The organism is Reyranella sp., from assembly GCF_004296935.1.
In the GTDB taxonomy this organism is placed as follows: Bacteria; Pseudomonadota; Alphaproteobacteria; order Reyranellales; family Reyranellaceae; genus Reyranella.
In genome coordinates, this window is sequence record NZ_SCVH01000027.1 from 1 (window position 1) to 22,866 (window position 22,866).

25 protein-coding genes and 1 pseudogene are annotated in these 22,866 nt (G+C 65.8%); 14 read left to right on the top strand and 12 right to left on the bottom strand.

Annotated elements, in window-relative coordinates:
• The 4 genes from EPO55_RS03525 to EPO55_RS03540 form a co-directional block, all read right to left on the bottom strand.
• The coding region (locus tag EPO55_RS03525) for a thioredoxin domain-containing protein (protein WP_296335042.1) at positions 1-332 on the bottom strand (332 nt) is incomplete at its 3' end.
• A gap of 190 nt (positions 333-522) precedes the next feature.
• Positions 523-822, bottom strand: coding sequence for a hypothetical protein (locus EPO55_RS03530; protein WP_296335043.1), 300 nt, complete (start codon positions 820-822; stop codon positions 523-525).
• Positions 782-1,246, bottom strand: coding sequence for a hypothetical protein (locus EPO55_RS03535; protein WP_296335044.1), 465 nt, complete (start codon positions 1,244-1,246; stop codon positions 782-784). The genes EPO55_RS03530 and EPO55_RS03535 overlap by 41 nt, the downstream gene beginning before the upstream one ends.
• Positions 1,247-1,629: 383 nt before the next feature.
• On the bottom strand, positions 1,630-2,394 hold the full coding sequence (locus EPO55_RS03540; protein WP_296335045.1) for a helix-turn-helix domain-containing protein: 765 nt from the start codon (positions 2,392-2,394) through the stop codon (positions 1,630-1,632).
• A 156-nt stretch (positions 2,395-2,550) separates the two neighbouring features.
• On the opposite strand from EPO55_RS03540, the gene EPO55_RS03545 reads away from it, so the two are divergent.
• Complete coding sequence (locus EPO55_RS03545; RefSeq protein WP_296335046.1) at positions 2,551-3,387, top strand: methyltransferase domain-containing protein; 837 nt, start codon at positions 2,551-2,553, stop codon at positions 3,385-3,387.
• A gap of 41 nt (positions 3,388-3,428) precedes the next feature.
• Positions 3,429-3,938 carry an OsmC family protein gene (locus tag EPO55_RS03550; protein WP_296335047.1) on the top strand — a complete coding sequence of 170 codons (510 nt, stop codon included), beginning with the start codon at positions 3,429-3,431 and terminating at the stop codon, positions 3,936-3,938.
• A 477-nt stretch (positions 3,939-4,415) separates the two neighbouring features.
• Here EPO55_RS03550 and EPO55_RS03555 read toward each other — a convergent pair whose 3' ends face one another.
• From EPO55_RS03555 to EPO55_RS03565, 3 genes are all read right to left on the bottom strand, one after another.
• Positions 4,416-4,748, bottom strand: coding sequence for a DUF962 domain-containing protein (locus tag EPO55_RS03555; protein WP_296335048.1), 333 nt, complete (start codon positions 4,746-4,748; stop codon positions 4,416-4,418).
• Between the two features lie 205 nt (positions 4,749-4,953).
• On the bottom strand, positions 4,954-6,168 hold the full coding sequence (locus EPO55_RS03560; protein WP_296335049.1) for a CaiB/BaiF CoA-transferase family protein: 1,215 nt from the start codon (positions 6,166-6,168) through the stop codon (positions 4,954-4,956).
• On the bottom strand, positions 6,165-7,376 hold the full coding sequence (locus EPO55_RS03565; protein WP_296335051.1) for a CoA transferase: 1,212 nt from the start codon (positions 7,374-7,376) through the stop codon (positions 6,165-6,167). The genes EPO55_RS03560 and EPO55_RS03565 overlap by 4 nt, the downstream gene beginning before the upstream one ends.
• Before the next feature lie 99 nt (positions 7,377-7,475).
• On the opposite strand from EPO55_RS03565, the gene EPO55_RS03570 reads away from it, so the two are divergent.
• The 4 genes from EPO55_RS03570 to EPO55_RS03585 all read left to right on the top strand — a co-directional run bounded on the left by EPO55_RS03570 (position 7,476) and on the right by EPO55_RS03585 (position 12,520).
• Positions 7,476-8,879, top strand: a complete 1,404-nt coding sequence (locus EPO55_RS03570; protein ID WP_296335052.1) for a sulfatase-like hydrolase/transferase — start codon at positions 7,476-7,478, stop codon at positions 8,877-8,879.
• Positions 8,880-8,889: 10 nt separating this feature from the next.
• Complete coding sequence (locus EPO55_RS03575; RefSeq protein ID WP_296335053.1) at positions 8,890-9,861, top strand: tripartite tricarboxylate transporter substrate binding protein; 972 nt, start codon at positions 8,890-8,892, stop codon at positions 9,859-9,861.
• A gap of 76 nt (positions 9,862-9,937) precedes the next feature.
• Positions 9,938-10,948 carry an aspartate-semialdehyde dehydrogenase gene (locus tag EPO55_RS03580; protein ID WP_296335054.1) on the top strand — a complete coding sequence of 337 codons (1,011 nt, stop codon included), beginning with the start codon at positions 9,938-9,940 and terminating at the stop codon, positions 10,946-10,948.
• A 135-nt stretch (positions 10,949-11,083) separates the two neighbouring features.
• Positions 11,084-12,520 (top strand): tetratricopeptide repeat-containing glycosyltransferase family protein, encoded by a 1,437-nt coding sequence (locus EPO55_RS03585; RefSeq protein WP_296335055.1) that lies wholly within the window; start codon positions 11,084-11,086, stop codon positions 12,518-12,520.
• Here the strand turns inward: EPO55_RS03585 and EPO55_RS03590 are convergent.
• Genes EPO55_RS03590 through EPO55_RS03600 form a run of 3 tightly spaced genes read right to left on the bottom strand, consistent with a single transcriptional unit; the run spans position 12,495 to position 14,724 of the window.
• The gene (locus EPO55_RS03590; RefSeq protein ID WP_296335056.1) at positions 12,495-13,112 is read right to left on the bottom strand and encodes a TIGR04282 family arsenosugar biosynthesis glycosyltransferase; all 618 of its coding nucleotides are present in this window, start codon (positions 13,110-13,112) and stop codon (positions 12,495-12,497) included. The two genes, EPO55_RS03585 and EPO55_RS03590, sit on opposite strands and share 26 nt — an antisense overlap.
• Positions 13,109-13,831: a TIGR04283 family arsenosugar biosynthesis glycosyltransferase gene (locus EPO55_RS03595; RefSeq protein WP_296335057.1), complete on the bottom strand. Its 723-nt coding sequence runs from the start codon at positions 13,829-13,831 to the stop codon at positions 13,109-13,111. Before EPO55_RS03595 ends, EPO55_RS03590 begins: the two co-directional genes overlap by 4 nt.
• Complete coding sequence (locus EPO55_RS03600; protein ID WP_296335058.1) at positions 13,786-14,724, bottom strand: radical SAM protein; 939 nt, start codon at positions 14,722-14,724, stop codon at positions 13,786-13,788. The genes EPO55_RS03595 and EPO55_RS03600 overlap by 46 nt, the downstream gene beginning before the upstream one ends.
• A 159-nt stretch (positions 14,725-14,883) precedes the next feature.
• Between EPO55_RS03600 and EPO55_RS03605 the strand changes: the two genes are divergently transcribed.
• Positions 14,884-15,474 (top strand): malonic semialdehyde reductase, encoded by a 591-nt coding sequence (locus EPO55_RS03605; RefSeq protein WP_296335059.1) that lies wholly within the window; start codon positions 14,884-14,886, stop codon positions 15,472-15,474.
• Between the two features lies 1 nt (position 15,475).
• Here the strand turns inward: EPO55_RS03605 and EPO55_RS03610 are convergent, their stop codons facing one another.
• Positions 15,476-16,171, bottom strand: coding sequence for a LysE family transporter (locus EPO55_RS03610; protein ID WP_296335060.1), 696 nt, complete (start codon positions 16,169-16,171; stop codon positions 15,476-15,478).
• A gap of 7 nt (positions 16,172-16,178) precedes the next feature.
• Positions 16,179-17,030: a pyridoxal kinase PdxY gene (gene pdxY / locus EPO55_RS03615; protein ID WP_296335061.1), complete on the bottom strand. Its 852-nt coding sequence runs from the start codon at positions 17,028-17,030 to the stop codon at positions 16,179-16,181.
• 78 nt (positions 17,031-17,108) lie between these two features.
• Between pdxY and EPO55_RS03620 the strand changes: the two genes are divergently transcribed.
• The 7 genes and pseudogenes from EPO55_RS03620 to EPO55_RS03650 all read left to right on the top strand — a co-directional run.
• Positions 17,109-17,987, top strand: a complete 879-nt coding sequence (locus EPO55_RS03620; RefSeq protein WP_296335062.1) for a CoA ester lyase — start codon at positions 17,109-17,111, stop codon at positions 17,985-17,987.
• Complete coding sequence (locus EPO55_RS03625) at positions 17,984-19,045, top strand: MaoC family dehydratase (protein ID WP_296335063.1); 1,062 nt, start codon at positions 17,984-17,986, stop codon at positions 19,043-19,045. The genes EPO55_RS03620 and EPO55_RS03625 overlap by 4 nt, the downstream gene beginning before the upstream one ends.
• A 117-nt stretch (positions 19,046-19,162) precedes the next feature.
• The gene (sdhC, locus tag EPO55_RS03630; RefSeq protein WP_296335064.1) at positions 19,163-19,561 is read left to right on the top strand and encodes a succinate dehydrogenase, cytochrome b556 subunit; all 399 of its coding nucleotides are present in this window, start codon (positions 19,163-19,165) and stop codon (positions 19,559-19,561) included.
• Between the two features lie 10 nt (positions 19,562-19,571).
• Positions 19,572-19,955 carry a succinate dehydrogenase, hydrophobic membrane anchor protein gene (gene sdhD, locus EPO55_RS03635; RefSeq protein ID WP_296335065.1) on the top strand — a complete coding sequence of 128 codons (384 nt, stop codon included), beginning with the start codon at positions 19,572-19,574 and terminating at the stop codon, positions 19,953-19,955.
• A 2-nt stretch (positions 19,956-19,957) separates the two neighbouring features.
• Positions 19,958-21,802: a succinate dehydrogenase flavoprotein subunit gene (gene sdhA, locus EPO55_RS03640; protein ID WP_296335066.1), complete on the top strand. Its 1,845-nt coding sequence runs from the start codon at positions 19,958-19,960 to the stop codon at positions 21,800-21,802.
• A 9-nt stretch (positions 21,803-21,811) separates the two neighbouring features.
• Positions 21,812-22,591: a succinate dehydrogenase iron-sulfur subunit gene (locus EPO55_RS03645; protein ID WP_296335067.1), complete on the top strand. Its 780-nt coding sequence runs from the start codon at positions 21,812-21,814 to the stop codon at positions 22,589-22,591.
• 83 nt (positions 22,592-22,674) lie between these two features.
• Positions 22,675-22,866 (top strand): annotated as a pseudogene (locus tag EPO55_RS03650) (amino acid ABC transporter substrate-binding protein); the annotation flags it as partial.

Below are 22,866 nucleotides of genomic sequence, written 5' to 3' on the forward strand. Positions count from 1 at the left end.
GGCACCGCGCCCATGAAGCCGTCGACCGGCCGGCCGCCGAAGAAGGCATAGACCGCCGGGATCGACTGGATGCGCAGCTGCTGGGCCAGCATCTGGTTCTTGTCGATGTCGATCTTGACCAGCTTGACCGCCCCCTTGGCCTCCTTGACGACCTTTTCGATCATCGGCTGCAGCGTCTTGCACGGCCCGCACCACGGCGCCCAGAAATCGACGATGACCGGGACGGTGCGCGAGGCCTCGATCACGTCCTTGGCGAACTTGGTCTGGTCGCTGTCCTTGATGAGGTCGGCGGGGACAGCCTGCGGCGCCGCGCCCGTCAATAACGTTTCCATGTGTCCTCGAAGGGGGAAATTTCGTGTCGTCCGCAATGTGGCCTCCGCCCCCCGATGACGCAAGGGGGCGGGGTCTTGCACCCATGACCCCCTCCGGCCTACGGCCACCTCCCCCATATGATGGGGGAGGAGTTTTATTCTTTCTCTCCTCCCCCGCGCAGCGGGGGAGGTGCCCGTAGGGCGGAGGGGGTTAGCGGTCGTCGATCTTTGCCACGATGCGATGAACGTCAGCGGCCGCGAAGACCGGCACCGAGCAGGCGCCGTTGGCGCAGGCATAGGCCGCCGCCTGCGGCAGGTCGGGATAGTCGACATCGGCGGACGGCAGCGGACCTTCGCGGCGGTCCAGCCATTCGATGCGGAGATAGCGCGTCGGGTAGGTGCGCGCGGCCTGATAGAGCGCCCGCGCGTCTGGATCGTCCTTGGCGCCGACGACCGTAACGTGCGCGGGTTCACGCGACAGTTCTCGGTCGGCAAGCAGGGCGCCTGGCACGACGAAGCCGTCCTCGGCGAGCGAGATCAGATAGCGCATGCCGTGCTGGGCGGCGGCGCGAAACGCGGGCTTCCCGGTCTGGCGGGCGATGCGAGCGCAACAGGAACTGCAGCAGGCGATTGTCGAACTGCTGGACCGAGCCGACTTGTCGGCCGTTGCGCCAGACCGGCTTCGGCGTGCCGTGCAGGGCGCGGTTCATGGCGTTGTCCTGCAGCCGCTCGACGCCGAGATCGAGCGCCTGGGCCCAGCGTTCGGCGAAGGCCTCGTCGTCCTGGCGCCTCTGGTAGAGCGAGCTGCGCCGGAGCTGGGCGCGGTTGGCGGCGACCGTCACCGAACCGGTGCGGCCGAGATGATGGAAGAAGGCAGCCACCTTGGCCGCGGGCAGGGGCGCGCGACCGGGGCCGCGGCTTTGCGGCTTGGACATCTGGACCTCGTTTGGACAGGAAAAAGCCCGCTGCGCCTCCTGGGATCAGGGGCCGGGCGGGCCTGGAAGCAGCAGACATGCGATCCGCCACAATATATTTTTTCTTAGCAAAAACCTGCTGAACTTGTCAAATCATGCTGGAACTTTCTCAAGCGCTGGCAGTGCTTGCATTTCCAGTCCTGCGGCAGTCAACGGGTCAAAACCACTGTGCAAGGGGACTAGGGCGTGGACTCAATGCCCGAAGATATTGGGCAACTGGCTGACCGAGAGGGCGGCAGTGACGTTCTGAATTTGGCCGGCGAAGAGATCATCTAGCCGATACGCCACCGCTCTTGACCGCCAATGGCTGCAGCTGTTGCCAGCAGCTCAGCGGACGTCGGCTTTCACTTAATCCACGATCTGTCGTTGATAGCGCTCATCTCGGAAAATCCAGAAATCGAGTTGAATTCGTCCATCTGCGCAAGTCTGGCAGACGATGCGAAATAGCTGAGGCTCAGCCATTTGTTGATAGTTCGACTGAGCCGAGGTGCGCCAACGAGCCTAAGTCCACCCCGCTCGAGCTCCAGTGGAAGTGAATACCGACCAAACAGGATACCGGTCAGGATGGGTATCTCGCTGTCGACATAGAGATCTACATCAAAACCTGGATCAGACACACACAGGTCGACCGCCAACCCGGGCTTGGCGACGAGCCAGTAGTTGCTTTTCTTCTTGGGCGCGTCTGTAAAGTGAAATCGCATGACAACGCGTGTTGCCGGCAGTTCGTCCGTATTGATCTTGCGGCGTAGCAACCACATCAATGTTGGAGCATCTCGATCACACAAAGCAGCTTCCGCATCGATATTGCGCTGGGCCCAGTGCCCCAACGCCACCAGGATTGGGTGCAACTCCAGGGCGAGTGGCGTACGCATGTAGTCCACCGTCCCGCTCCCCTTGTCGATGATTCTCTCGATGAGGCCCTGCTCTTCCATCTCTTTGAGCCGCTTCGACAGCACGGTGGGCGATATTCGGGGCATCCCACGTCGAAGGTCATTGAAGCGAGTGGTGCCGCACGACATTTCGGCGAGAATTGGCATCGTCCAGCGTGGCTCCAGAATCTCGCAAGCCTTCGAGATCGGGCAGAACAGGCCGTAGGGCTTTTCAGACATTGCCTGAGCCTCCTAGTTCAAGCTTAGCCGTCCGGCGGTCCCACGCCTAGTACTACAAGCGTACCGACCACAGTACGCATCGATGACTAGCGGCAACATCGCCGGGCCAGCGAAAGTGCGCGGAAGTTGGAGCTTTGGTCCGCATGGGAGCCGCAGATGGACGCGAATTTGCAACGACGGGTTCAACGCTACGGTTGGGACAAGGCTGTTTCCAATTACGAACGCTCATGGCACGCCCAGCTTGAGCCCGCGCAGACCGCCCTCCTTGAACTGGCGAACATCACACCACGCGACTGCATTCTGGATGTGGCATGCGGCACCGGCCTTGTGACCATCAGGGCAGCAGCCGTCGTTGATCCAGAATGCGAGATTGTCGGGACCGACATTTCGGAACAGATGGTCGCTGCGGCGCGTCTGGCGGCGCGCGTTCGCGGTGCTACCAACGCGCGCTTCGAGCGCATGGACGCTGAAGACCTGAAGTTTGCCGAGGAATCGTTCGATGCTGTCTTGTGTGCCCTTGGTTTGATGTACCTGCCTGAGCCGGAAAAAGCACTGCGCGAGTTTCATCGCATTCTTAGGCCCGGCGGACGCGCGGTAGCAGCTGTGTGGGGTCAGCGGAATAGATGTGGGTGGGCAGAAATCTTTTCGATTGTGGACGCCCGTGTGCAGTCGGACGTGTGCCCGATGTTCTTTCGTCTCGGCACCGGCGACGGGTTGCAGCACGCCTTTGTTGCCGCAGGGTTCACAAACACATCGGCAAGACGCCTGGATACACACCTTCACTATGCATCCGCCGAGGAAGCGTGCGTGGCGGCGTTTGCCGGTGGCCCCGTCGGTCTCGCCTACAGTCGGTTTTCGGACGACGTGAAGCAGCAAGCACACACGGAATACCTCCTCTCCCTCGAGCCGTATCGGCGGGGAAAAGCGTATGCAGTCCCCGGTGAATTTGTCGTTGTTGCAGGGATCAAGGGAGCTGCCGTCCAGAGCAAATAACGCCGTGCCGAATCTCGGCCGGCAGATACGGAGAATTGCCAATGTCCAACCGGAATGTCCGCGAGGCCCTCGAACGAGCGCAGCGGCTTTTTCGCGAACGCCCATCGGCTGCCACCAAAAGAGTGGCGGCGAACGCGGTCTGGCAGAACGGCCTTGCCTGCGAAATCAGCGGCCCAGAAGGCCAAAGGGTCGTGACCGATATGGCGAAGCCGCTGGGCGGCTGCGATAGTGGCCCAAGTCCTGGCTGGCTGTTGCGGGCGTCTCTTGCGTCCTGCACGGCCACTGCAATAGCCATGCGAGCCGCTTTGCGTGGGATAGAACTACGAAAGCTCGAGGTCATCGTCCATGCCGATACTGATGTGCGCGGTGCGGTCGGGATCGACGGTATTTCCCTTGCGCTCGGTGGAATGCGAATGGACGTGAGAATTGGGTCGGTTGACGCGGCCGAGGAACAGCTTCGGGAAATTGTGGAATGGGCCGCCAGTCATTCGACTGTGGCTGCGACGTTGCATGAGGGGCGGACGGTGCCACTCAAGGTGACAGTTGCATGACCTGCCGAAAGATCATCGTACGTCAGCTGCCCCGGTGGCAAAAATCCCCTGGAGGAGGTGACTTGATCGAAGCAGCGGCATCATCCCCAATGCTTCGCTCGCGACGGTTTCGGGCGCGGCCCATTCCGTGACGGCCACGCACTCCACTGACCTTGCGAGAATGATCGCCGAGCATGTCTCGAAGGTGGAGGCCAACCTCTGAGGGGGCCGAATCCCTGTTTTCCGAAACGGGCATTGGAGATTCATCGCTGTGCCCCCGAGCATGCGGTGCAATAGGCGCTTATGAGTTCGACGCTGGCAGGTCATGCAATTGCGTCTGTTCGCTTTCTGGTCGCTATTGCTGGCATAGTCGACATCGGCAATTTATGAGTACACGGCCTAGTAGAAAGGCTCTGAAGGAATGACGAACGGCCGTGGGAATTCTTCTCCGCCACCGAAGAACGTACTCGGCCTCTACTATCCCATAGCCTGAAGCGCTCAGTCGCGAACCTGGTGCTTCATCAGCTCGTCGCCGAGGCGGCCGCTCAGGAACAGGCCGCACATGCGATAGTCGCTGATCAGCGACCACAGCGGCGCCTCGAAGGTGGCGGGCTTGTTCTTCTCGACGAAGAAATGGCTGAACCAGGCGGGGCCGTAGCCGAAGAAAGGCACCGCCAGCAGCCACCACCAGTTCTGGGTGGCGAGCGCCCAGACCAGGAACGCGGCCGAGCCGATGGTGCCGACATAGTGGATGGCGCGCGTCGTAGGCTTGGCGTGTTCCCTGAGATAGAACGGCCAGAACTCGGCGTAGGTCTGGAAGCGCGCGGCCATGGCAACCAGTCTAGCGTCTTTCCAACTGAATCAGAATCGCTTCCTCTTGGCTCTCGTTCTCCTCCCTCGCGCTCTTGCGCGGGGGAGGTGCCCGTAGGGCGGAGGGGGTCGTCAGCAGGTGAGTATTCATCGATACTTTTGACCCCCTTCGCCGCGTATGACGCGGCACTTCCCCCGCAAGCGGGGGCAGAGAATGATTCAGCCCCTAACCCAAAGCGCCGGACTTCTTGAGGGCGGCGATCTCGGAATCGGAGAAGCCCGCCTCGCGCAGCACCTCGTCATTGTGCTGGCCGACGGCGGGCGGCGGGCCTGCGGTGCGCGGGCTCGCGAAGCCCAGGCGAATGGGCGTGTTAACGGTGCGCGGGATGTCGGGGTTGGTGGTGGCGGCGAAGATGCCGGCGTGTTCCGCCTGCTCGTCGTCGATCACGTCGGCCAGGCGGCCGATCACGCCGAACGGGATGCCGGTGCCGGCAAACAGGCGTTCCCACTCCGCGTAGGGGCGGGCGGCGAAGACGGGCTTCAGGATGGCGAAGAGGTCCATCGCATGGGCGCGGCGCTCGGGCCGGCCGGCGAAGCGCTCGTCGACCAGGAGCTCGGGCCGATCGATGACGGCGCAGAATTTTTCCCACAGCCGGTCGTCGCGCACCATCAGGAGCTGCAGCCAGCGATCGTCGCTGGTGCGGTAGAGATTGGTGAGGGCGTTGCGCGGCTTGTCGGGTCCCTGGCGCGGCGGCAGCTTGGCGCCGATCAGCGCGCCGGCCGCGGACGTGCCGTTGGCCCACACGCCGTTGGCGTAGAGCGAGGTGCCGACCCAGCCGCCTTTGCCGGTCTGGTCGCGGCGGCGCAGGCCCATCAGGATGGCGGCGACGAGGGTCATGGCCGTTGCGCGGTCGCCCTGGGCCGGCAGCGAGAGGCCGGGCGGGCCGCCCTCGTAGCGCGCCGCGTCGAGAATGCCGGAGCGGCCGAAGTAGGCGGTGACGTCGAAGCCCGGCCGGTCGCGGTCGGGGCCGGTCTCGCCGTAGCCCGTCAGCGAACAATAGATAAGGCGCGGATTGATCGGCTCGATGTCTTCCCAGCGCAGCCTGAGCCGCTCGCGTGCCGGCGGCGGGAAGTTCACGATCATCACGTCGGCCCGCTTCAGCAGCCGCTCGAGGATGGTGCGGGCGCCGTCGGTTTTCAGGTCGAGCGCGAGCGAGCGTTTGAGGCGGCCATCGAGCTGCCACGGAAAATTGTGCTCGCTCTGCGGGTAGCTCGCGTTCCTGAAACTGTTGCGGTGCGGGTCGCCGTCGCCGGGCGGTTCGATCTTGATCACGTCGGCGCCGTAGTCGGCCAGCGCCGCCGCCGCCGCGGGGGCGGCGATGAACGAGCTGACGTCGAGAACGACAAGCCCGGCCAGCGGCAACGGTTCTTCTGTTGTCACTTGAGGGCGCCGCTTGCCTTCAGCGTCGCGACCTCTTCGACGCTGAGGCCCGCCTCGCGCAACACTTCCTCGCCATGTTCGCCCAGTTCGGGGGCGGCATGGGCGATGCGCTGGCTGGCGAAGCCGAGGCGAATGGGATCGGCCAGGGTGCGCGGCATCCCGGGGATCGCCGTGTCGACGACGGCGCCGCAGGCCACGGCCTGCTGGTCGTCGGGCACGTCCTGCGGCCGGCTGATGACGCCGAAGGTGACGCTGTGCGCCGCCAGCGCCTCGCGCCAATGCTCGTAGGGTTTTGTTGCGAAGGTGTCGCTCAGGATGCCGGCGAGTTCAGGTGCGCGGGCGCGACGCTCGGGCTCTGACGCGAAGCGCGGATCGTCGATCAGGGAATCCAATCCCATCGCCCGGCAGAGCGGCGCCCAGAGCTTGTCGGCGCGCACGATGGTGAGTTGCAGCCAGCGATCGTCGGCCGTGCGGTAGATGTTGCCCAGTGCCGAGCGCGGCCGGTCGGGCGGCGGCCGGTGCGGCAGGAAGGCGCCGACGAGTGCCGCCTGGGCGATCACGCCGCACGACCACAGGCCGTTGCCGAGCAGCGACGTGCCCACCCACGATCCTTCGCCTGTCTTCGTGCGATGCATCAGCGCCATCAGGATCGCCGACACCAGCGTCATCGCCGTCGCACGATCGCCCTGCGCCGGCCCGGGCACGCCCGGCGGGCCGCCTTCGTAGCGCTGCGCATCCAGGAGACCCGAACGGGCGAAGTAGGCGGTGGCGTCGAAGCCTGGCCGGTCGCGATCGGGGCCGCTCTCGCCGTAGCCGGTGAGCGAGGCGTAGATCAGCTTCGGGTTGACCTTCTTCACGTCGTCGTAGGCGAGCCTGAGCTTGTCGCGCACCGGCGGCGGGAAGTTGCAGATCAGGATGTCGGAGATGGCGATCAGCCTGTCGAGCGCGGCACGCGCATCCGCCTGCTTGAGATCGAGCACGATGGAGCGCTTGTTGCGTGAATCCATCTGCCAGGGATAGTTGACCGGGCTTTTCGGATAGTTCGACGAATCGTGCATGATGCGGCGGTTGGGATCGCCTTCAGGCCCTTCGACCTTGATCACGTCGGCGCCCCAGTCGCCCAGCACGACGGCGGCTGCGGGGGCGGCGATAAACGAGCTGATGTCCAGCACGCGCAAGCCCGCCAAGGGCAGGGCAGTTTCAGTCATAAAAGATCCCCTTTGCGTCGATATGGGCGCGACCCTCTGGTGTCCGTCAAGACCGGCCGCTAGCGTGCGTTCCGGCACGCGGCGTGCACGGGAGTTTTCATGGCGGCAAAGAAGCGCAAACCCAATTTCCTGATCGTCCTGATCGACGATCTCCGGTTCGACGAGCTGGGGATCTGCGGTCACCCCTACATGAAGACGCCGCACATCGACCGGATCGGCCACGAAGGGGCGATGTTCACCCAGGCGTTCCACACGACGCCGCTGTGCTCGCCCAACCGCGCCTCGATCCTGACCGGCCAGTATGCGAGCCGGCACGGCATCATCGACAATGTGGCGCGCGATGCGCACAGCCACCGCCTGCCCAACTATCACGTGATCCTGCAGCGGCTGGGCTACGAGACGGCCCATGTCGGCAAATGGCACATGGGCAATTCCGGCGGCCCGCGGCCGGGCTACGACAAGTGGGTGAGCTTTCCCGGCCACGGCTCGATCGTCGATCCGATCCTCAATATCGACGGCGATGAGAGAAAGCACGAAGGCTACATCACCGACCTCCTGAACGGGCATGCGGTCGATTTCCTGAAGAAGAAGCGCGACAAGCCCTTCGCCTTGTTCTTTGCCCACAAGGCGGTGCATCCCGACGCCTACCAGGCGGCCGACGGCACGATCGATTTCACCGACGGCGGCTACCGGCCCGCGCCGCGCCATGCCGACCTTTACAAGGGTGCGCATTTTCCGCGCCGGCCGAATGTCCTGCCGGCGGCCAAGGTGGTGAAGGACAAGCCCGCCTGGACCGAAGCGCTGGCGATGCGCACCAACGAGGCCTCGCGCAAGCTGCTCGACGGCATCCTGGCCGGCACCGACGAGGAGATCCGGCTGCGTGCCGCGATGATGGCCTCGGTCGACGAGGGCATGGGCGACGTCTTCAAGGCGTTGGAGGAGAGTGGCGAGCTCGACAACACCTTCGTCCTGTTCCTGGGCGACAACGGCTACTTCTTCGGCGAGCACGGGCTCGGGCCCGAGCGCCGCTTCGCCTACGAGGAAGGCATCAAGTCGCCGTTCCTCATCCGCTATCCGGCGTGGTTCAAGCCAGGCACACTGAACGACGACCTCGTGCTGGCGCTCGACATTGCGCCGACGCTGGTCGACCTCGCGGGCGGCAAGGCCGCAGACTTCGAAACCATGCAGGGCTTGTCGCTGCGGCCGCTCGCCAAAGGCAACAAACCCAAGGGCTGGCGCAAATCGTTCCTGTGCGAGTACTTCAGCGAGAACGCCATGCCCTGGCTGATCGGCATGAGCTACAAGGCGATCCGCACCCGGCGCTACAAGTACATCCACTGGACGCAGAAATCGCTCGACGGCGTGGCGTGCGACGAACTCTACGACCTCAAGAGCGATCCCTACGAAATGAAGAACCTCGTGGGCAAGCGCGGCAAGGGCGGGCTCGTGGCTCGCCTGCGCCAGAAGCTCGCGACATTGGTCGCCCAATCCGTCGGCCTCTAGGAGACATGCCATGGTGATCACGAAGAGAGTCTTCCTCGCGTCGGCGTTCGCGGCCTTTTCGGGTCCCGCGATGGCGCAGGCCTGGCCCGCCAAGTCGATCCGCATGATCGTGCCGCTGGCGCCCGGCGCCACCGCCGACATCGTGGCCCGGCTGTTCGCCGATGAACTCGGCAAGTCGCTCGGCCAGACCATCGTGGTCGACAACAAGACCGGCGCCGGCGGCACCATCGCCACGGCCGAACTGGCACGTGCGCCGGCCGACGGCTACACGATGGGCCTGGTCTCGCAAGGCACGATGGTCTTCAACATCGGGCTCTACAAGACACCGGGCTACGACTCGCTGAAGGATCTGGCGCTGGTGGCGGTGAGCGGCGGCGTCTCCAACGTCCTGATCGTGTCGCCCGACAATCCGGCCAAGGCCGTGGCCGACCTGCTGGCGCAGGCACGCGCCAAGCCGGGCGAGCTCACCTATTCGTCGGGAGGTGTCGGCACCAGCCATCACATGTCCGGAGTCCTGCTCGAACTCAGGACCGGCGTGAAGCTGCAGCACGTGCCCTATCGCGCGACGCCGGCCGGCATCCAGGCGGTCGCCAACGGCGAGGTGGCGATGGGCCTGTTCAACACGCCGACGGTCATCGGCCTGATCAAGGGCGGCAAGCTGAAGGCGCTCGCCGTCACCAGCGAAAAGCGCTCCGACCTCCTGCCCAACGTGCCGACGATGATCGAAGCGGGGGTCAAGGATTACGTGGTGAACACCTGGATGGGGTTTGCCGTGCCGGCCCAAACGCCCGGACCGGTGATCGCCAGGCTCAACGCCGAGATCAACCGCATCGGCCAATTGCCGCAGGTTCGCGACAAGATGCTGGCCCAGGGCATCGAGATGCTGCCGCCGGGCTCGCCCGCCGCGGCGCAGAAGCTGGTGCGCGACGATCTCGCGCTCTGGCTGCCCATCATCAAGGCCTCCGGCGCCTCGGCAGAGTAGTTGCCAGCCCCGGTTCCGGCGCGTATCCCCCTCTGTCCTTCAATCAGGGGAGCGCGCCCGCAAAGCGCAGAGAACCATGGGCTACAGAGTCGCCGTCGTCGGCGCGACCGGCAACGTCGGTCGCGAAATGCTGAATATCCTGGCCGAGAGAAACTTCCCGGCCGATGACGTCGTTGCACTGGCTTCCGCGCGTTCGGTGGGCCTGGTGGCGTCGTTCGGCGACAAGACGACGAAAGTCCAGGATCTCGCCAAGTTCGACTTCAAGGGCATCGACATCGTGTTGAGCTCGCCCGGCGCCAAGGTATCGGCCGAGCACAGTCCGCGCGCTGCCAAGGCCGGCGCGATCGTGATCGACAACACCTCGTACTGGCGCATGGATCCCGATGTCCCGCTGGTCGTGCCCGAGGTCAATCCCAAGGCGATCGCCGGCTACAAGGGCCGCGGCATCATCGCCAATCCCAACTGCTCGACCATCCAGATGGTGGCGGCGCTGAAGCCGATCCACGATGCGGCGAAGATCAAGCGCGTCGTGGTGTCGACCTACCAGTCGACGTCGGGCGCGGGCAAGGAAGGCATGGACGAGCTCCTGAGCCAGACCAAGAGCTTCTTCGTGAACCAGTCGCTGGATCCGAAGAAGTTCACCAAGAGCATCGCCTTCAACGTCATTCCCCACATCGACGTCTTCATGGACGACGGCTCGACCAAGGAAGAATGGAAGATGGTGGTCGAGACCAAGAAGATCCTCGACCCCAAGATCAAGGTGCATGCGACCTGCGTGCGCGTGCCGACTTTCGTCGGCCACGCCGAGGCGATCAATCTCGAGCTCGAGCAGCCGCTCGACGAGATCGAGGCGCGTCGCGTGCTGGCAGCGGCGCCGGGCATCCTGGTCGTCGACCGGCGCGAGAACGGCGGCTACGTCACACCGCAGGAAGTGACCGGGCAGGACGGCGTGTTCGTGAGCCGCATCCGCGTCGATCCCACGATCGACAACGGTCTCGCGATGTGGGTGGTCAGCGACAATCTGCGAAAGGGAGCGGCGCTCAATGCCGTCCAGATCGCCGAGGAGCTGATCAAGGGCTACATCTAGTAGGCATAGACCTGCGGCAGTGCCATTTTCCGGGCCGCCGAGGACAGGTTAGATGTCCAGATAAGCATTTTAGTCCAGATGCTTATTGGTATTTCTTGATGTAAGATGGCAATACGCCCACCTGAGCGACCAGACGTGACCGACACGCCGACCATTCATCCGACGAAGCCGGAGTCCACGGCCTCCACCCAGCCGACGCCGCTGTTCGGCAGCGAGGCCGACAGCTTCGTCCAGCAGCTGCGGCTGGCTTCCCAGGCCCATCGCTCGGGTCGGCTCGACGAGGCGATCACGTCGTATCTGCGGCTGCTCGCGGTGCGTCCCTATCACGCCGAGTTGCACAACAACCTCGGCGTGGCACTGCGGCTGGTCGGCAAGCTCGACGCCTCGGTCTCGCATCACCGGCTGTCGCTTGCCGCTGATCCCGACAATCCCGCGCTTCATTCCAATCTCGGCAACGCGCTGCGCGCCGCCAACCATCTCGACGAGGCGGTGAAGCATCACTTCCAGTCGATCACGCTCAACCGCGACTACGGCGAGGGTTTCTTCAACCTGGCGCTCTGCCTGCGCGATCTCGGCCGCCTCGACGAGGCCGTCGGCTGCTTCGGCCGCGCGCTGGCGCTCAATCCCGACAACCGCCGCGCCCGCGTCGAGCTTGCCATTGCGCTGCTGATGCGCGGTGAGCTGCAGGAAGGTTTCGGCGCCTACGAAACGCGCAAGCGCCTGCCGGAAACGCCGACGCCCGAGTTCAGCCAGCCGGCGTGGGACGGCGGATCGATCCGCGGCAAGCGCATCCTCCTGTATCCCGAGCAGGGACTGGGCGACGTGCTGCTGTTCGTGCGCTTCGCGCGCGAGCTCAAGCGCCGCGGCGCCACGGTCCTGGTGCTTTGCCAGGCGCTGCTGAAGGAGCTGCTCGCCAACGTCGACTACATCGACCGCGTGATCGCCGAAGGCGAGCCGCTGCCGGCGTTCGACGTCCATGCCTCGATGGTGTCGCTGCCCCATCTCTGCCGCGCCGACTTCGCCGCCCTGGCCGCCGAGCCGCCGTATCTCCATGCGCCGGCCGACAGCCGCATCAAGCTCGGCCGCCTCGAGAAGGCGAAGCTGCGCGTCGGCATCTATTGGGCGGCCATGCCGGGCCAGCCGCTGGACCGCCAGCGCTCGGCTCCCTTTGCCCAATTCCTGCCGCTGGCGGGCGATGCGGAACTGCTGGTGTTCAGCCTGCAGGGTGGCGCGCACCAGAAGGACATCCAGCAGTTCGGGGCCGGCGGCCTGGTGCACGATGTCGGTCGCGGCATCTTCGATTTCGCCGAGGCGGCCAGCGCACTCTCCCAGCTCGATCTGCTGATCTCGATCGATGCGCCGATTGCGCATCTGGCGGCGGCGACGGGCATGAAGACCTGGGTGCTGCTGCCCGCGACGGCCGACTGGCGGTGGCAGCTCGGCGGCACCGAGGCGCCCTGGTATCCCTCGGCGCGCCTGTTCCGTCAGCCCAAGCCGGGCGACTGGGACTCGGTGTTCGCCGCCGTGCGGGCCGAACTCGCCGTGCTCAAGCAGCGCGCGCCCGCCGCCTGAGCTGAAACCGCCGCAGATCGTCGGCGGTGTCGATATCGTCCAGCGTATCTGCCTCACCGGCCGACATTTCCGTCGGCACGTTGGCGCGCGTATCGGCCAGCGCGTGTGCCGTCGACCAGCGCACGCCGGCAAACAGGCCGCGCGGCATCGGCCGCCGCCGCCGCGCACCGATCAGCCAGAAGCCGCCGTCGCTTGCCGGCCCAAACGCCAGCTCATACCGGTCGAGCAGCCGGAAGGCGTGGGCGATGTGGTACGGGCGCATCCCGGGGATATCGCTGCCGACGAGAACGACCGGCCCGGGCGGCAGCGTGTGGAACGGCTTAAGCATGCGTTGTCCGAGATCGCCTCGCCCCTGTGGTCGGACGCGCGGCGGCAGCACGGCGCCCCGCCAGGCGGGATGACGTATCTCGGTGTCCGGCGTCACGAACAGCCAGACCGTCCAGCGCGGATCGCGCGCCATCATCTCGATCTGCCGGCCTAGGCTCGCGCGATAGAAGTGTGTTGCTTCAGCCATGCCGACGTCGCGCGCCAGGCGTCGCTTGACCCGGCCGAACTGCGGCGTGCGGGCGAAGATCACGAGGTGGCGTGTCATCGACCGTACAGCCGCGCGATGACGGCGGGCGGCATCCCGGCCATGAAGAGCGCGAGACAGGACAGATTGCGCAGCGGCCGCATCACCCAGCCATCGCGTTCGTAGCGCACGGCCGAGGTGACCGCCTCGGCATCGAGCGGCACCAGGTTCTTGCGGCCCACGCGGCGGACGAGTTCGACATCTTCCATCAGCGCCAGCGGCTTGAAGCCGCCGAGATACTCGTAGAGGGCGCGCGCCATCAGCAATCCCTGGTCGCCGTAGGGAAGGCCAAGCCTGCGGGCCCGCCACGACGCCAGCCGTTCGACACGACGGGCGCGCGGGTCGGCGGAGTCGAAGCGCAGGCGGAAGTAGCCCGCCTTGCCGATGTTCGCCCGACGCGACGTGAAGGCCCGGACGGCGTTGGCCCAGCCGGGCTCCAGGACCGTGTCCGCATGCAGGAAAAGAATCCAGGAAGCGTCGCCGACGATGGCGCCCGCGGCGAGCTGACCGCCGCGTCCGGCGGGCGCCGTCACGACCGTCGCGCCGGCCCGCCGGGCGATCGCTGCGGTCTCGTCGGTCGATCCGCCGTCGCAGACGGCGATCGCGATCGACAGTTCGCCCTGCAGGGCCGCCAGCGTGGCGGCGAGCGTTGCGCCTGCATTCAGCGTCGGAATGACGACGTCGAGGGCCGGTTCTACTGGCTGCAGGCGGCACCGCCCAGGACGCAGAACTTGGCGCAATGGGGATGGTTGAGGCGAACGGCGTCGCTGCTCTCCGCCAGCGACCCGCCCAGTTCGAACTGCGCATCGTAGGGCAGGAGGGTGCAGGCGACGACGGCGGGACGCAGGGCGCCCTTGCGCTTGATCACCATGCGCGAGGAGGCGCACATCACGCTGTCCGGCGACTTCTTCAGGATGCCCCAGCAGGCGGTCGTGATTTCGGGCACGTCGACGGTGGGATCCATCTCGGGGAACAGCACCAGCGTTGCGGGGTTCTGCGCGTCGATGGTGACGCCGAGTTCGGCGAACAGCTTCGCGTAGCCCGTCCGCACCAGGTCCTCGGACTCGTCCGAGAAATGGCGGCCGGCGACATGCACGTCGAAGCCGTTCGACGCCAGCCACACCAGCCCGTCGATCGTCGGCTTCCAGCTCCCGAGGCCGCGCTCGCGTTCGTGCAACGCCGGCGCGTAGTGATCGACCGAGACGCGGATCGTGAGGTTCTTGTCGTGGTGCCGGTGAAGCTCGAGCAAGGCGGTCTTCATCTTGTGCATCGGCTTCATGGCATTGGTCAGCACCATGGCCTTGAAACCGCGCGAGAGGACGTCGTCCAGCATGGCCGGCAACTCGGGATTCATGAACGGCTCGCCGCCGGTGAAGCCGATGAGCTTGGTGCCAAGCCGGTCGCGCTCGATCTCGTCCAGGTAGGACGCGACCTCGGCTGCGCTGAGATAGACCAGTCGATCGTTTTTCGGAGAAGACTCGATGTAGCAGTTTCGGCAGGTGAGGTTGCACAGCGTGCCGGTGTTGAACCACAGCGTCTCGAGCGACCGAAGCGCGACATGCGCCCGCTGCTCGCCCTTGGCTGTCACCAGCGCATCCTGAAATTTTGCGGGATCGAGCAGAATCGGCAACATCGATGGATTCCAAGGCACAAGGACGACGCGAGCGTACCACAAACCGCCAAGCGGGAGCGAAGAGCGGGGTTTCAGGCCCGTAACTTGCTTCCGCCACCGTTGGCTCGACCCTGCACAAAACCTCCGATACGGTTTGCTTCACGATGAAGGGAAACCGCAATGCTCGATGACAAGGCACTCGACAGGATCCTCCGCAACGCGCGGACGCACAACGGTTGGCTGCCCAAGCCTGTCACCGACGACCAGCTGCGCGCCATCCACGATCTGGCCAAATGGGGGCCGACCTCGGCCAACTCCCAACCGGCGCGCTTCGTCTTCGTGCGCACCAAGGAGGGTAAGGAGAAGCTCAGGCCGGCGCTGAGCGCCGGCAACACCGAGAAGACGATGTCGGCGCCGGTGACCGCGATCGTCGCCTACGACAGCCAATTCTACGAACATCTGCCCAAGCACTTCCCGCACGACCAGACGGCGATCCATTGGTTCAAGGGAGCGGGCAAGGAAGAGGTCGCATCGACGACGGCGTTCCGCAACGGCACGCTGCAGGGTGCCTATCTGATCATTGCCGCCCGCGCGCTCGGGCTCGATTGCGGCGCCATGAGCGGTTTCAACAATGCCGTCGTCGACGAGAATTTCTTCCCGGACGGGCGCTTCAAGACCAACTTCCTGTGCAACATCGGCTATGGCGATGTGTCGAAGATCTTCGCCCGCAGCCCGCGCATGAATTTCGACGACGCCTGCACGCTGGCTTGATCTAGAGACCGAACCCGCGGGCGATATCCTTCCAGGGCAGCGGCGCCAGCGAGATCAGCGCCGCCAGCCCGAAGCCCATGATGATGGCGCCCGAGCAGCGGTTCAGCCACAGCAGGCCGGCGCCGGTGAAGCGGGTGCGCAGGGCCACGGCGGCAGCGCAGAGGATCGTCCACCACGCCAGCGCGCCGCAAAACACTGAGGCCACGAGAAGGGCGGCGTCGGGCAGGCTGGCGCCGACGCCGGCCAGGTTACGGCCGGCGAAGGCCGCGCCGAAGGCCATCACCGTCAATGGATTGAAGACGGTGATGAAGAAGCTCGAGCTGGCGTACTGGAAGTGTGTCGCCACCCGGTGCTCGAGGTCGTCGGCCACCGGGTCGCCGACAGTGCGCGGCCGATGGCGCATCGTGGTCCAGCCCATGATCGTCAGCACCGCGCCGCCGATGCCGAGCAGCCAGGCCTCGCGCCGGGCGACGAAATCCTCGACGAAGGAAAGGCCGAAGGCCGCCACGGCCCCGAACACCGCATCGCCGAGGGCCGCGCCGATGCCGGTCATGTAGCCCGCCACGGCGCCGACGGTGATGGACCGGCGGATGCAGAGCGCCGCCGCCGGGCCGACGGGCACCGCGATCATGAAGCCGATGATCGTGCCCTCGATCGCAAGTGCGATGGGATTGAAGGCGAAGCCCGGGACGTTCATCGCCGTCCTACAGTCTTTCGGCCATGAAGCGGCGCGGCGGCGAGACCAGCCGGTCCTGCGCCGCCACGAGCTGCAGTTCGCGCTCGCCGAGTTCGTGCGTGGCCTGCAGCACGGCGAAGATCGACGAGGCCGCCCGGCCCAGCGCGTCGGCCACGTCGCCGCCGGCCAGCCAATGGGCCGAGAACAGGGCGGCGACGGCATCGCCGGTGCCGTTCGGGGCGATCTCGAAGCCGATCAGGGGCGTGACGATCCGCCAGGCTGCCTCGCGGCTCACGGCGACCATTTCGATCTGGTCGGCCGGTGCATCGGCGCGCCGCAGGCTGGTGATCAGGGCGAGCTTGGGACCGTTCAGGAGTGTACGGGCGGCCGCCAGGGCCTCGCTCATGGTCGAAACGGTGCGGCCGGTGAGATGTTCCAGTTCGAAGTGGTTGGGCGTCACGAGGTCGGCCGCCGGGATGGCGCGTTCGCGAAAGAAAGTGTCGATGCCGGGCTTTACGTAGATGCCGGTGTCGATGTCGCCCAGCACCGGATCGCAGCACCAGATCGCCTTGGGATTGGCCGCCCGCACGCGGCGTGCGGTGTCGAGCACGACGTCGGCCAGGGCCGCGTCGCCGACATAGCCCGTGAGCAGGGCGTCGCAGCTGGGCAGCAGGCCCAGCGCCTCGATACCCTGGACGATCTCGGCCACCTGATCGGCAGGGGCCGTGCGCCCGCGCCAGGCGCCGTAGCCGGTGTGGTTCGAGAACTCGACCGTGTTGACCGCCCAGACCTCGTGGCCCAATCGTTGCAGGGGAAAAGTTGCTGCCCGATTGCCGACATAGCCGTAGGCAACATGGCTCTGGAGCGAGAGGAAGCGCATGGCCGCGGCCAGCTTGCCACAAGGAGGCCCGTCATTATAGTCCGCCGCGTTTCGCCCAGGATCGTTGGGGAGCCTTAGATGAAAACCGTCCGTCCGCGCCGCAGCGTCCTCTATATGCCGGGCGCTAACACGCGCGCCCTCGAAAAGGCCCGGACGTTGCCGGCCGATGCGCTGATCTTCGACCTCGAGGACGCCGTGGCGCCGGACGCCAAGGAAGCGGCACGCACCAACGTCGTGGCGGCGGCCCGCAGCAAGGCCTACGGCAAACGCGAGATCGCGATCCGCTGCAACGGCCTCGCCACTCCCTGGGGCAAGGCCGATGCCGCCGCGATCGCCACATCGGGGGCCGACGCCATTCTGGTTCCCAAGGTCGAAAGTGCCGCCGATGTCGCCAGTGTCGTGGCGTTGCTCGATGCCGCCGGTGCGCCGGCGTCGATGGCGGTATGGGCGATGGTGGAAACGCCGCGGGCCATCCTGCGCGCCGAGGAGATCGCGGGCTCGCATCCCAGGCTCGCGCTGTTCGTCATGGGCACCAACGATCTCGTCAAGGACATGCGCGCCCGTCATACGCCGATGCGCCTGCCGATGATCGCCGCCCTCGGGATCGGCATGTTGGCGGCGCGGGCCTATGGACTCACGATCCTCGACGGCGTCTACAACGACATCCAGGACACCGAAGGCTTCCGCGCCGTCTGCCAGCAGGGGCTGGAGATGGGCTTCGACGGCAAGACGCTGATTCATCCCAGCCAGGTCGAGCCTTGCAACGAGGTCTTCGCGCCGTCACCCGCGGAACTCGAGATGGCGGGCAAGATCGTCAGCGCCTTCAAGACGGCGCAGGCCGAGGGCAAGGGCGTCGTCACGGTCGATGGCCGCATGATCGAGAACCTGCACGTCGAGCAGGCCGAGCGCGCGCTCTCGCTCGCCGCTGCGATCAAGGAGCTGCAGGCCGCCGCATGACCAACAAGAGCAAGACGAGCACCGGCAACTTCTTCGAGGACTTCCGCGTCGGGCAGGAAATCCGCCATGCCACGCCGCGAACGCTGACCGAGGCTGATGCGGCGCTGAACATCGGACTCTACGGCTCGCGCTTCGCCATCAACTCGTCCGATGCCTTTGCGCGTTCGCTCGGCCTGCCGCGCGCACCGCTCGACGACCTGATGGTCTTCCATGTCGTGATCGGCAAGACCGTGCCAGACATCTCGCTGAATGCGGTCGCCAATCTCGGCTACGCCGAGTTTGTCTGGGGTGTGCCGGTCTATCCCGGCGATACGCTGTCGGCGCACTCGAAAGTCCTCGGCTTGCGCGAGAATTCCAATCGAACGAGCGGTGTGGTCTGGGTGCGCTCGACCGGCCTGAACCAGCGCGGCGAGATGGTGCTCGACTACGTGCGCTGGGTGATGGTGCACAAGCGCGATCCCGAGGCGGTCGTGACGGCGCCCTCCGTGCCGAAGACCGCGGCCTCGGTGGCGCCATCCAGCCTGGTCGTTCCGGCCGGCCTGTCGCTTGCCGCCTACGACGACGTCGCCGCGGGCTCGTCGCATCGTTGGGAAGACTACGAAGCCGGCGAGCGCATCGACCATGTCAGCGGCATGACGCTGGAAGATTCCGACCACATGTTCTCGACGCGGCTCTACCAGAATACCGCACGGGTGCATTTCGACGCCTTCGCCGGCAAGGACACGCGCTTCGGCCGGCGCCTCGCCTATGGCGGTCATGTCATATCGTTGGCCCGTGCGCTGTCGTTCAACGGCCTGGCCAACGGCTTTCGCGTCGCCGCCATCAATGCCGGCAGCCATGTCGCGCCGACCTTCGGCGGCGACACGATCTATGCCTGGTCGGAAGTGCTGGAAAAGGCGCCGCTGCCGGGTCGCTCGGACGTCGGAGCATTGCGAGTGAGAAGCATCGCAGCCAAGGATTGCCCCTGTGGCGAATGGCCGGGCAAGGGCCCGGATGGCAAGTATCATCCGGCGGTCGTGCTCGACCTCGACTACTGGCTGCTTATGCCGCGGCGCTAGGTGAATTTCGCAGCGAAATCCGGGGCTTAACGAACGGATAGGACCGACATTCGTTGACTTGGGGCCGCCGCGCGCTAAAAAAGCTCAGCCGATTTCGGCGAGTGAGGTTTCCCCGCGATGAGCGTCGCCAATCGGCCGGTGCACCGGCCGCTTTCTCCGCATCTGCAGGTCTACCGGCCGCAGCTCACCTCCGTTCTGTCGATCCTGCATCGGGCGACCGGAATCGCGCTCTCGGTGGGCGCGCTCTATCTGGCGACCTGGGTGATCTACGCCGCGGCGAGCCCGAAGGCCTACGCCCTGTTCCAGAGCTTCAACATGTCGATCGCGGGCCGCATCGTGCTCGGCGGCTGGCTGTTCTGCGCTTTCTATCACCTGTGCAACGGCATCCGGCACCTGTTCTGGGATGCGGGCTATGGCTTCGAGCTGAAGGACGCCTACCGCAGCGGCTGGATCGTGGTCGCCGTCTCAGCGATCGCCACGGCGGTGTCGTGGATCGTCGGCCTCAGGCTGGTGTGAGGAGGGTCCGATGAGCGATCTCAGAACCCCTCTCGCCCGCGCCCGCGGCCTCGGCTCTGCCCGCGACGGCCTGCACCACTGGTGGGCGCAGCGCCTGACCGCCATCGCGCTGATCCCGCTGGTCGTGTGGTTCGCGATCTCGCTGGTGATGCTGAGCGGCGCCGACTACGACATCGCACGCGCCTGGATCGGCTCGCCGCTGGTCATGGTGCTGTTGATCCTGACCATCGCCGTCGGCCTGCATCACGGTCAGCTCGGTCTGCAGGTCGTTATCGAGGACTATGTCCACGGCGACGGCTGGAAGCTGGCGCTGATCGTGGCGGTCCGCTTCGTCGCGGTGGTTTTTGGACTGGCTGCCATCGTGGCCATCCTGCGTATCGGTTTCGGAGGCTGATCATGGCGGAGGCGAGCAGCGGCAAGAGCAACGGCGCCGCGCCAGGCACGGTCAATGTCGGCGGCCGTTCCTATACGGTGATCGACCACGAATACGATGTCGTGGTGGTGGGCGCCGGCGGCGCCGGCCTTCGTGCCACGCTCGGCATGGCCGAGAAGGGTCTGAAGACGGCCTGCGTCACCAAGGTGTTCCCGACCCGCAGCCACACCGTGGCGGCGCAGGGTGGCATCTCGGCCTCGCTCGGCAACATGGGTCCCGACGACTGGCGCTGGCACATGTACGACACCGTCAAGGGATCGGACTGGCTGGGCGATCAGGACGCCATCGAATACATGGTCCGCGAGGCCATCCCCGCCATCGTCGAGCTCGAGCATTACGGCGTTCCCTTCAGCCGCACGCCCGAAGGCAAGATCTACCAGCGTCCGTTCGGCGGCATGACCACCGAGTTCGGCAAGGGCATCGCCCAGCGCACCTGCGCCGCCGCCGACCGCACCGGCCACGCCATCCTGCACACGCTCTACCAGCAGTCGCTCAAGAACCACGCCGAATTCTTCATCGAATATTTCGCCCTCGACCTCATCATGGACGAGGCGGGCGTCTGCCGCGGCGTCATGGCGTGGAACCTCGACGACGGCACCATCCACCGCTTCCGCGCCCACATGGTGGTGCTGGCGACCGGCGGCTACGGCCGCGTCTATTTCACCGCCACCTCGGCGCACACCTGCACCGGCGACGGCGGCGCCATGGCGCTGCGCGCCGGCCTGCCGATCCAGGACATGGAATTCATCCAGTTCCATCCCACCGGCGTCTATGGCGCGGGCTGCCTGATCACCGAGGGCGTGCGCGGCGAGGGCGGCTATGTCACCAACGCGAGCGGCGAGCGCTTCATGGAGCGTTATGCGCCGTCGGCCAAGGACCTCGCCTCGCGCGACGTCGTCAGCCGCTCGATGACCATAGAAATCCGCGAAGGCCGCGGCTGCGGCCCGAACAAGGACTACATCGAGCTGCACGTCGAGCATCTCGATCCCAAGGTCATCCACGAGCGCCTGCCGGGCATCGCCGAGACCGCGCGCATCTTCGCCGGCGTCGACGTCACGCGTCAGCCGATCCCGATTTTGCCGACCTGCCACTACAACATGGGCGGCATCCCGACCAACGTTCACTGCGAAGTGGTGACGGTGAAGGACGGCGATCCCAACCACGTCGTGCCCGGCCTGATGGCGGTGGGCGAGGCGGCCTGCGTCTCGGTCCATGGCGCCAACCGGCTCGGCTCCAATTCGCTGCTCGATCTCGTGGTGTTCGGCCGCGCCGCCGCCATCCGCGCCGGCAAGGTGCTGACGCCGGGCGAGGCGCACCGCCAGATGCCGCGCGCCGGCGAGGCCGCCATTGCCCGCCTCGACCGCCTGCGCCACGCCGCGGGCGGCACCGGCACCGCCCAGCTGCGCAACACGATGCAGCGCACCATGCAGAACGACTGCGCGGTGTTCCGCACCCAGCAGAGCCTCGACGAGGGCTGCGCCAAGATGGACAAGGTGTTCGACGGCGTCGCCGACATCCGCGTCAAGGATCGCTCGATGATCTGGAACTCCGATCTCGTGGAGACGCTGGAGTTCGAGAACCTGATCGTCCAGGCCCAGGGCACGATCCGCTCGGCCGCCAACCGCAAGGAAAGCCGCGGCGCCCATGCCCGCGAGGACTATCCCGAGCGCGACGACAAGGAATGGATGAAGCACACCGTCGTGTGGGTCGAGGAGAACGGCAAGACCCGCATCGACTACCGGCCGGTCAGCCTGCAGCCGATGTCGAACGACGTGCAGTCCTTCCCGCCGAAAGCCCGCGTGTACTGAGAGGCATAGATGGCTGAATTCGCACTGCCCGCCAATTCCAAGATCGGCGTCGGCGAGACCTACAAGGCGGCGGCGGGCACCAAGAACGTCAAGACGTTCAAGGTCTATCGCTGGACGCCGGACGACGGCAAGAAGCCCAGCGTCGACACCTACGAGGTCGACATGGACAGCTGCGGCCCGATGGTCCTCGACGCGCTGATCAAGATCAAGAACGAGATCGACAGCTCGCTCACCTTCCGCCGCTCCTGCCGCGAGGGCGTCTGCGGCTCGTGCGCCATGAACATCGACGGCACCAACACGCTGGCCTGCACCAAGTTCATTTCCGAGGTGAAGGGCGACATCAAGATCTACCCGCTGCCGCACATGCCGGTGGTGCGCGACCTGGTGCCCGACCTCAACGTACCTTACGCCCAGCTCGCCTCGATCGAGCCGTGGATGAAGTCGAGCACCCAGCCGCCGACGCGCGAGCGCCTGCAGTCGCCCGAGGAGCGCGCCAAGCTCGACGGCCTGTGGGAGTGCATCCTGTGCTTCTGCTGCACCACCTCGTGCCCGAGCTACTGGTGGAGCGGCGAGCGCTACCTCGGCCCCGCCGTGCTGCTGCAGGCCTACCGCTGGATCGCCGACAGCCGCGACGACGCCATCGGCGAGCGGCTCGACCAGCTGGAGGATCCGTTCCGGCTGTACCGCTGCCACACCATCATGAATTGCACCAAGACCTGCCCGAAGAGCCTCAATCCGGCCAAGGCGATCGCCGAGATCAAGAAGATGATGGTCGAACGGACGATCTGACCGGCCTTCCCTGACGGCAAAGGCGCGCCTTGCGGCGCGCCTTTTGCTATGGTCCCGGTATCAGGGACAACCAGGGGCCTCGCATGTTTCTCAAATCGATCGCCGCGGCGATGGCGCTTTCGGGCGCGGTCGCCCTCGCTGCCACCCCGTCATGGGCCGGCCAGACCTTCGACGCGGTAAAAGCCAAGGGCTTCGTCCAGTGCGCCGTGAACACCGGCCTGGCGGGCTTCTCCTTCGCCGACAGCCAGGGCAAGTGGACCGGCCTCGACGTCGAT

Coding starts and splice junctions, on each gene's coding strand:
- EPO55_RS03535 (WP_296335044.1), bottom strand. CDS start 1,246: ATGTCCAAGCCGCAAAGCCGCGGCCCCGGTCGCGCGCCCCTGCCCGCG.
- EPO55_RS03540 (WP_296335045.1), bottom strand. CDS start 2,394: ATGTCTGAAAAGCCCTACGGCCTGTTCTGCCCGATCTCGAAGGCTTGC.
- EPO55_RS03545 (WP_296335046.1), top strand. CDS start 2,551: ATGGACGCGAATTTGCAACGACGGGTTCAACGCTACGGTTGGGACAAG.
- EPO55_RS03550 (WP_296335047.1), top strand. CDS start 3,429: ATGTCCAACCGGAATGTCCGCGAGGCCCTCGAACGAGCGCAGCGGCTT.
- EPO55_RS03555 (WP_296335048.1), bottom strand. CDS start 4,748: ATGGCCGCGCGCTTCCAGACCTACGCCGAGTTCTGGCCGTTCTATCTC.
- EPO55_RS03565 (WP_296335051.1), bottom strand. CDS start 7,376: ATGACTGAAACTGCCCTGCCCTTGGCGGGCTTGCGCGTGCTGGACATC.
- EPO55_RS03570 (WP_296335052.1), top strand. CDS start 7,476: ATGGCGGCAAAGAAGCGCAAACCCAATTTCCTGATCGTCCTGATCGAC.
- EPO55_RS03575 (WP_296335053.1), top strand. CDS start 8,890: ATGGTGATCACGAAGAGAGTCTTCCTCGCGTCGGCGTTCGCGGCCTTT.
- EPO55_RS03580 (WP_296335054.1), top strand. CDS start 9,938: ATGGGCTACAGAGTCGCCGTCGTCGGCGCGACCGGCAACGTCGGTCGC.
- EPO55_RS03590 (WP_296335056.1), bottom strand. CDS start 13,112: ATGACACGCCACCTCGTGATCTTCGCCCGCACGCCGCAGTTCGGCCGG.
- EPO55_RS03600 (WP_296335058.1), bottom strand. CDS start 14,724: ATGTTGCCGATTCTGCTCGATCCCGCAAAATTTCAGGATGCGCTGGTG.
- EPO55_RS03605 (WP_296335059.1), top strand. CDS start 14,884: ATGCTCGATGACAAGGCACTCGACAGGATCCTCCGCAACGCGCGGACG.
- EPO55_RS03610 (WP_296335060.1), bottom strand. CDS start 16,171: ATGAACGTCCCGGGCTTCGCCTTCAATCCCATCGCACTTGCGATCGAG.
- pdxY (WP_296335061.1), bottom strand. CDS start 17,030: ATGCGCTTCCTCTCGCTCCAGAGCCATGTTGCCTACGGCTATGTCGGC.
- EPO55_RS03620 (WP_296335062.1), top strand. CDS start 17,109: ATGAAAACCGTCCGTCCGCGCCGCAGCGTCCTCTATATGCCGGGCGCT.
- EPO55_RS03625 (WP_296335063.1), top strand. CDS start 17,984: ATGACCAACAAGAGCAAGACGAGCACCGGCAACTTCTTCGAGGACTTC.
- sdhC (WP_296335064.1), top strand. CDS start 19,163: ATGAGCGTCGCCAATCGGCCGGTGCACCGGCCGCTTTCTCCGCATCTG.
- sdhD (WP_296335065.1), top strand. CDS start 19,572: ATGAGCGATCTCAGAACCCCTCTCGCCCGCGCCCGCGGCCTCGGCTCT.
- sdhA (WP_296335066.1), top strand. CDS start 19,958: ATGGCGGAGGCGAGCAGCGGCAAGAGCAACGGCGCCGCGCCAGGCACG.
- EPO55_RS03645 (WP_296335067.1), top strand. CDS start 21,812: ATGGCTGAATTCGCACTGCCCGCCAATTCCAAGATCGGCGTCGGCGAG.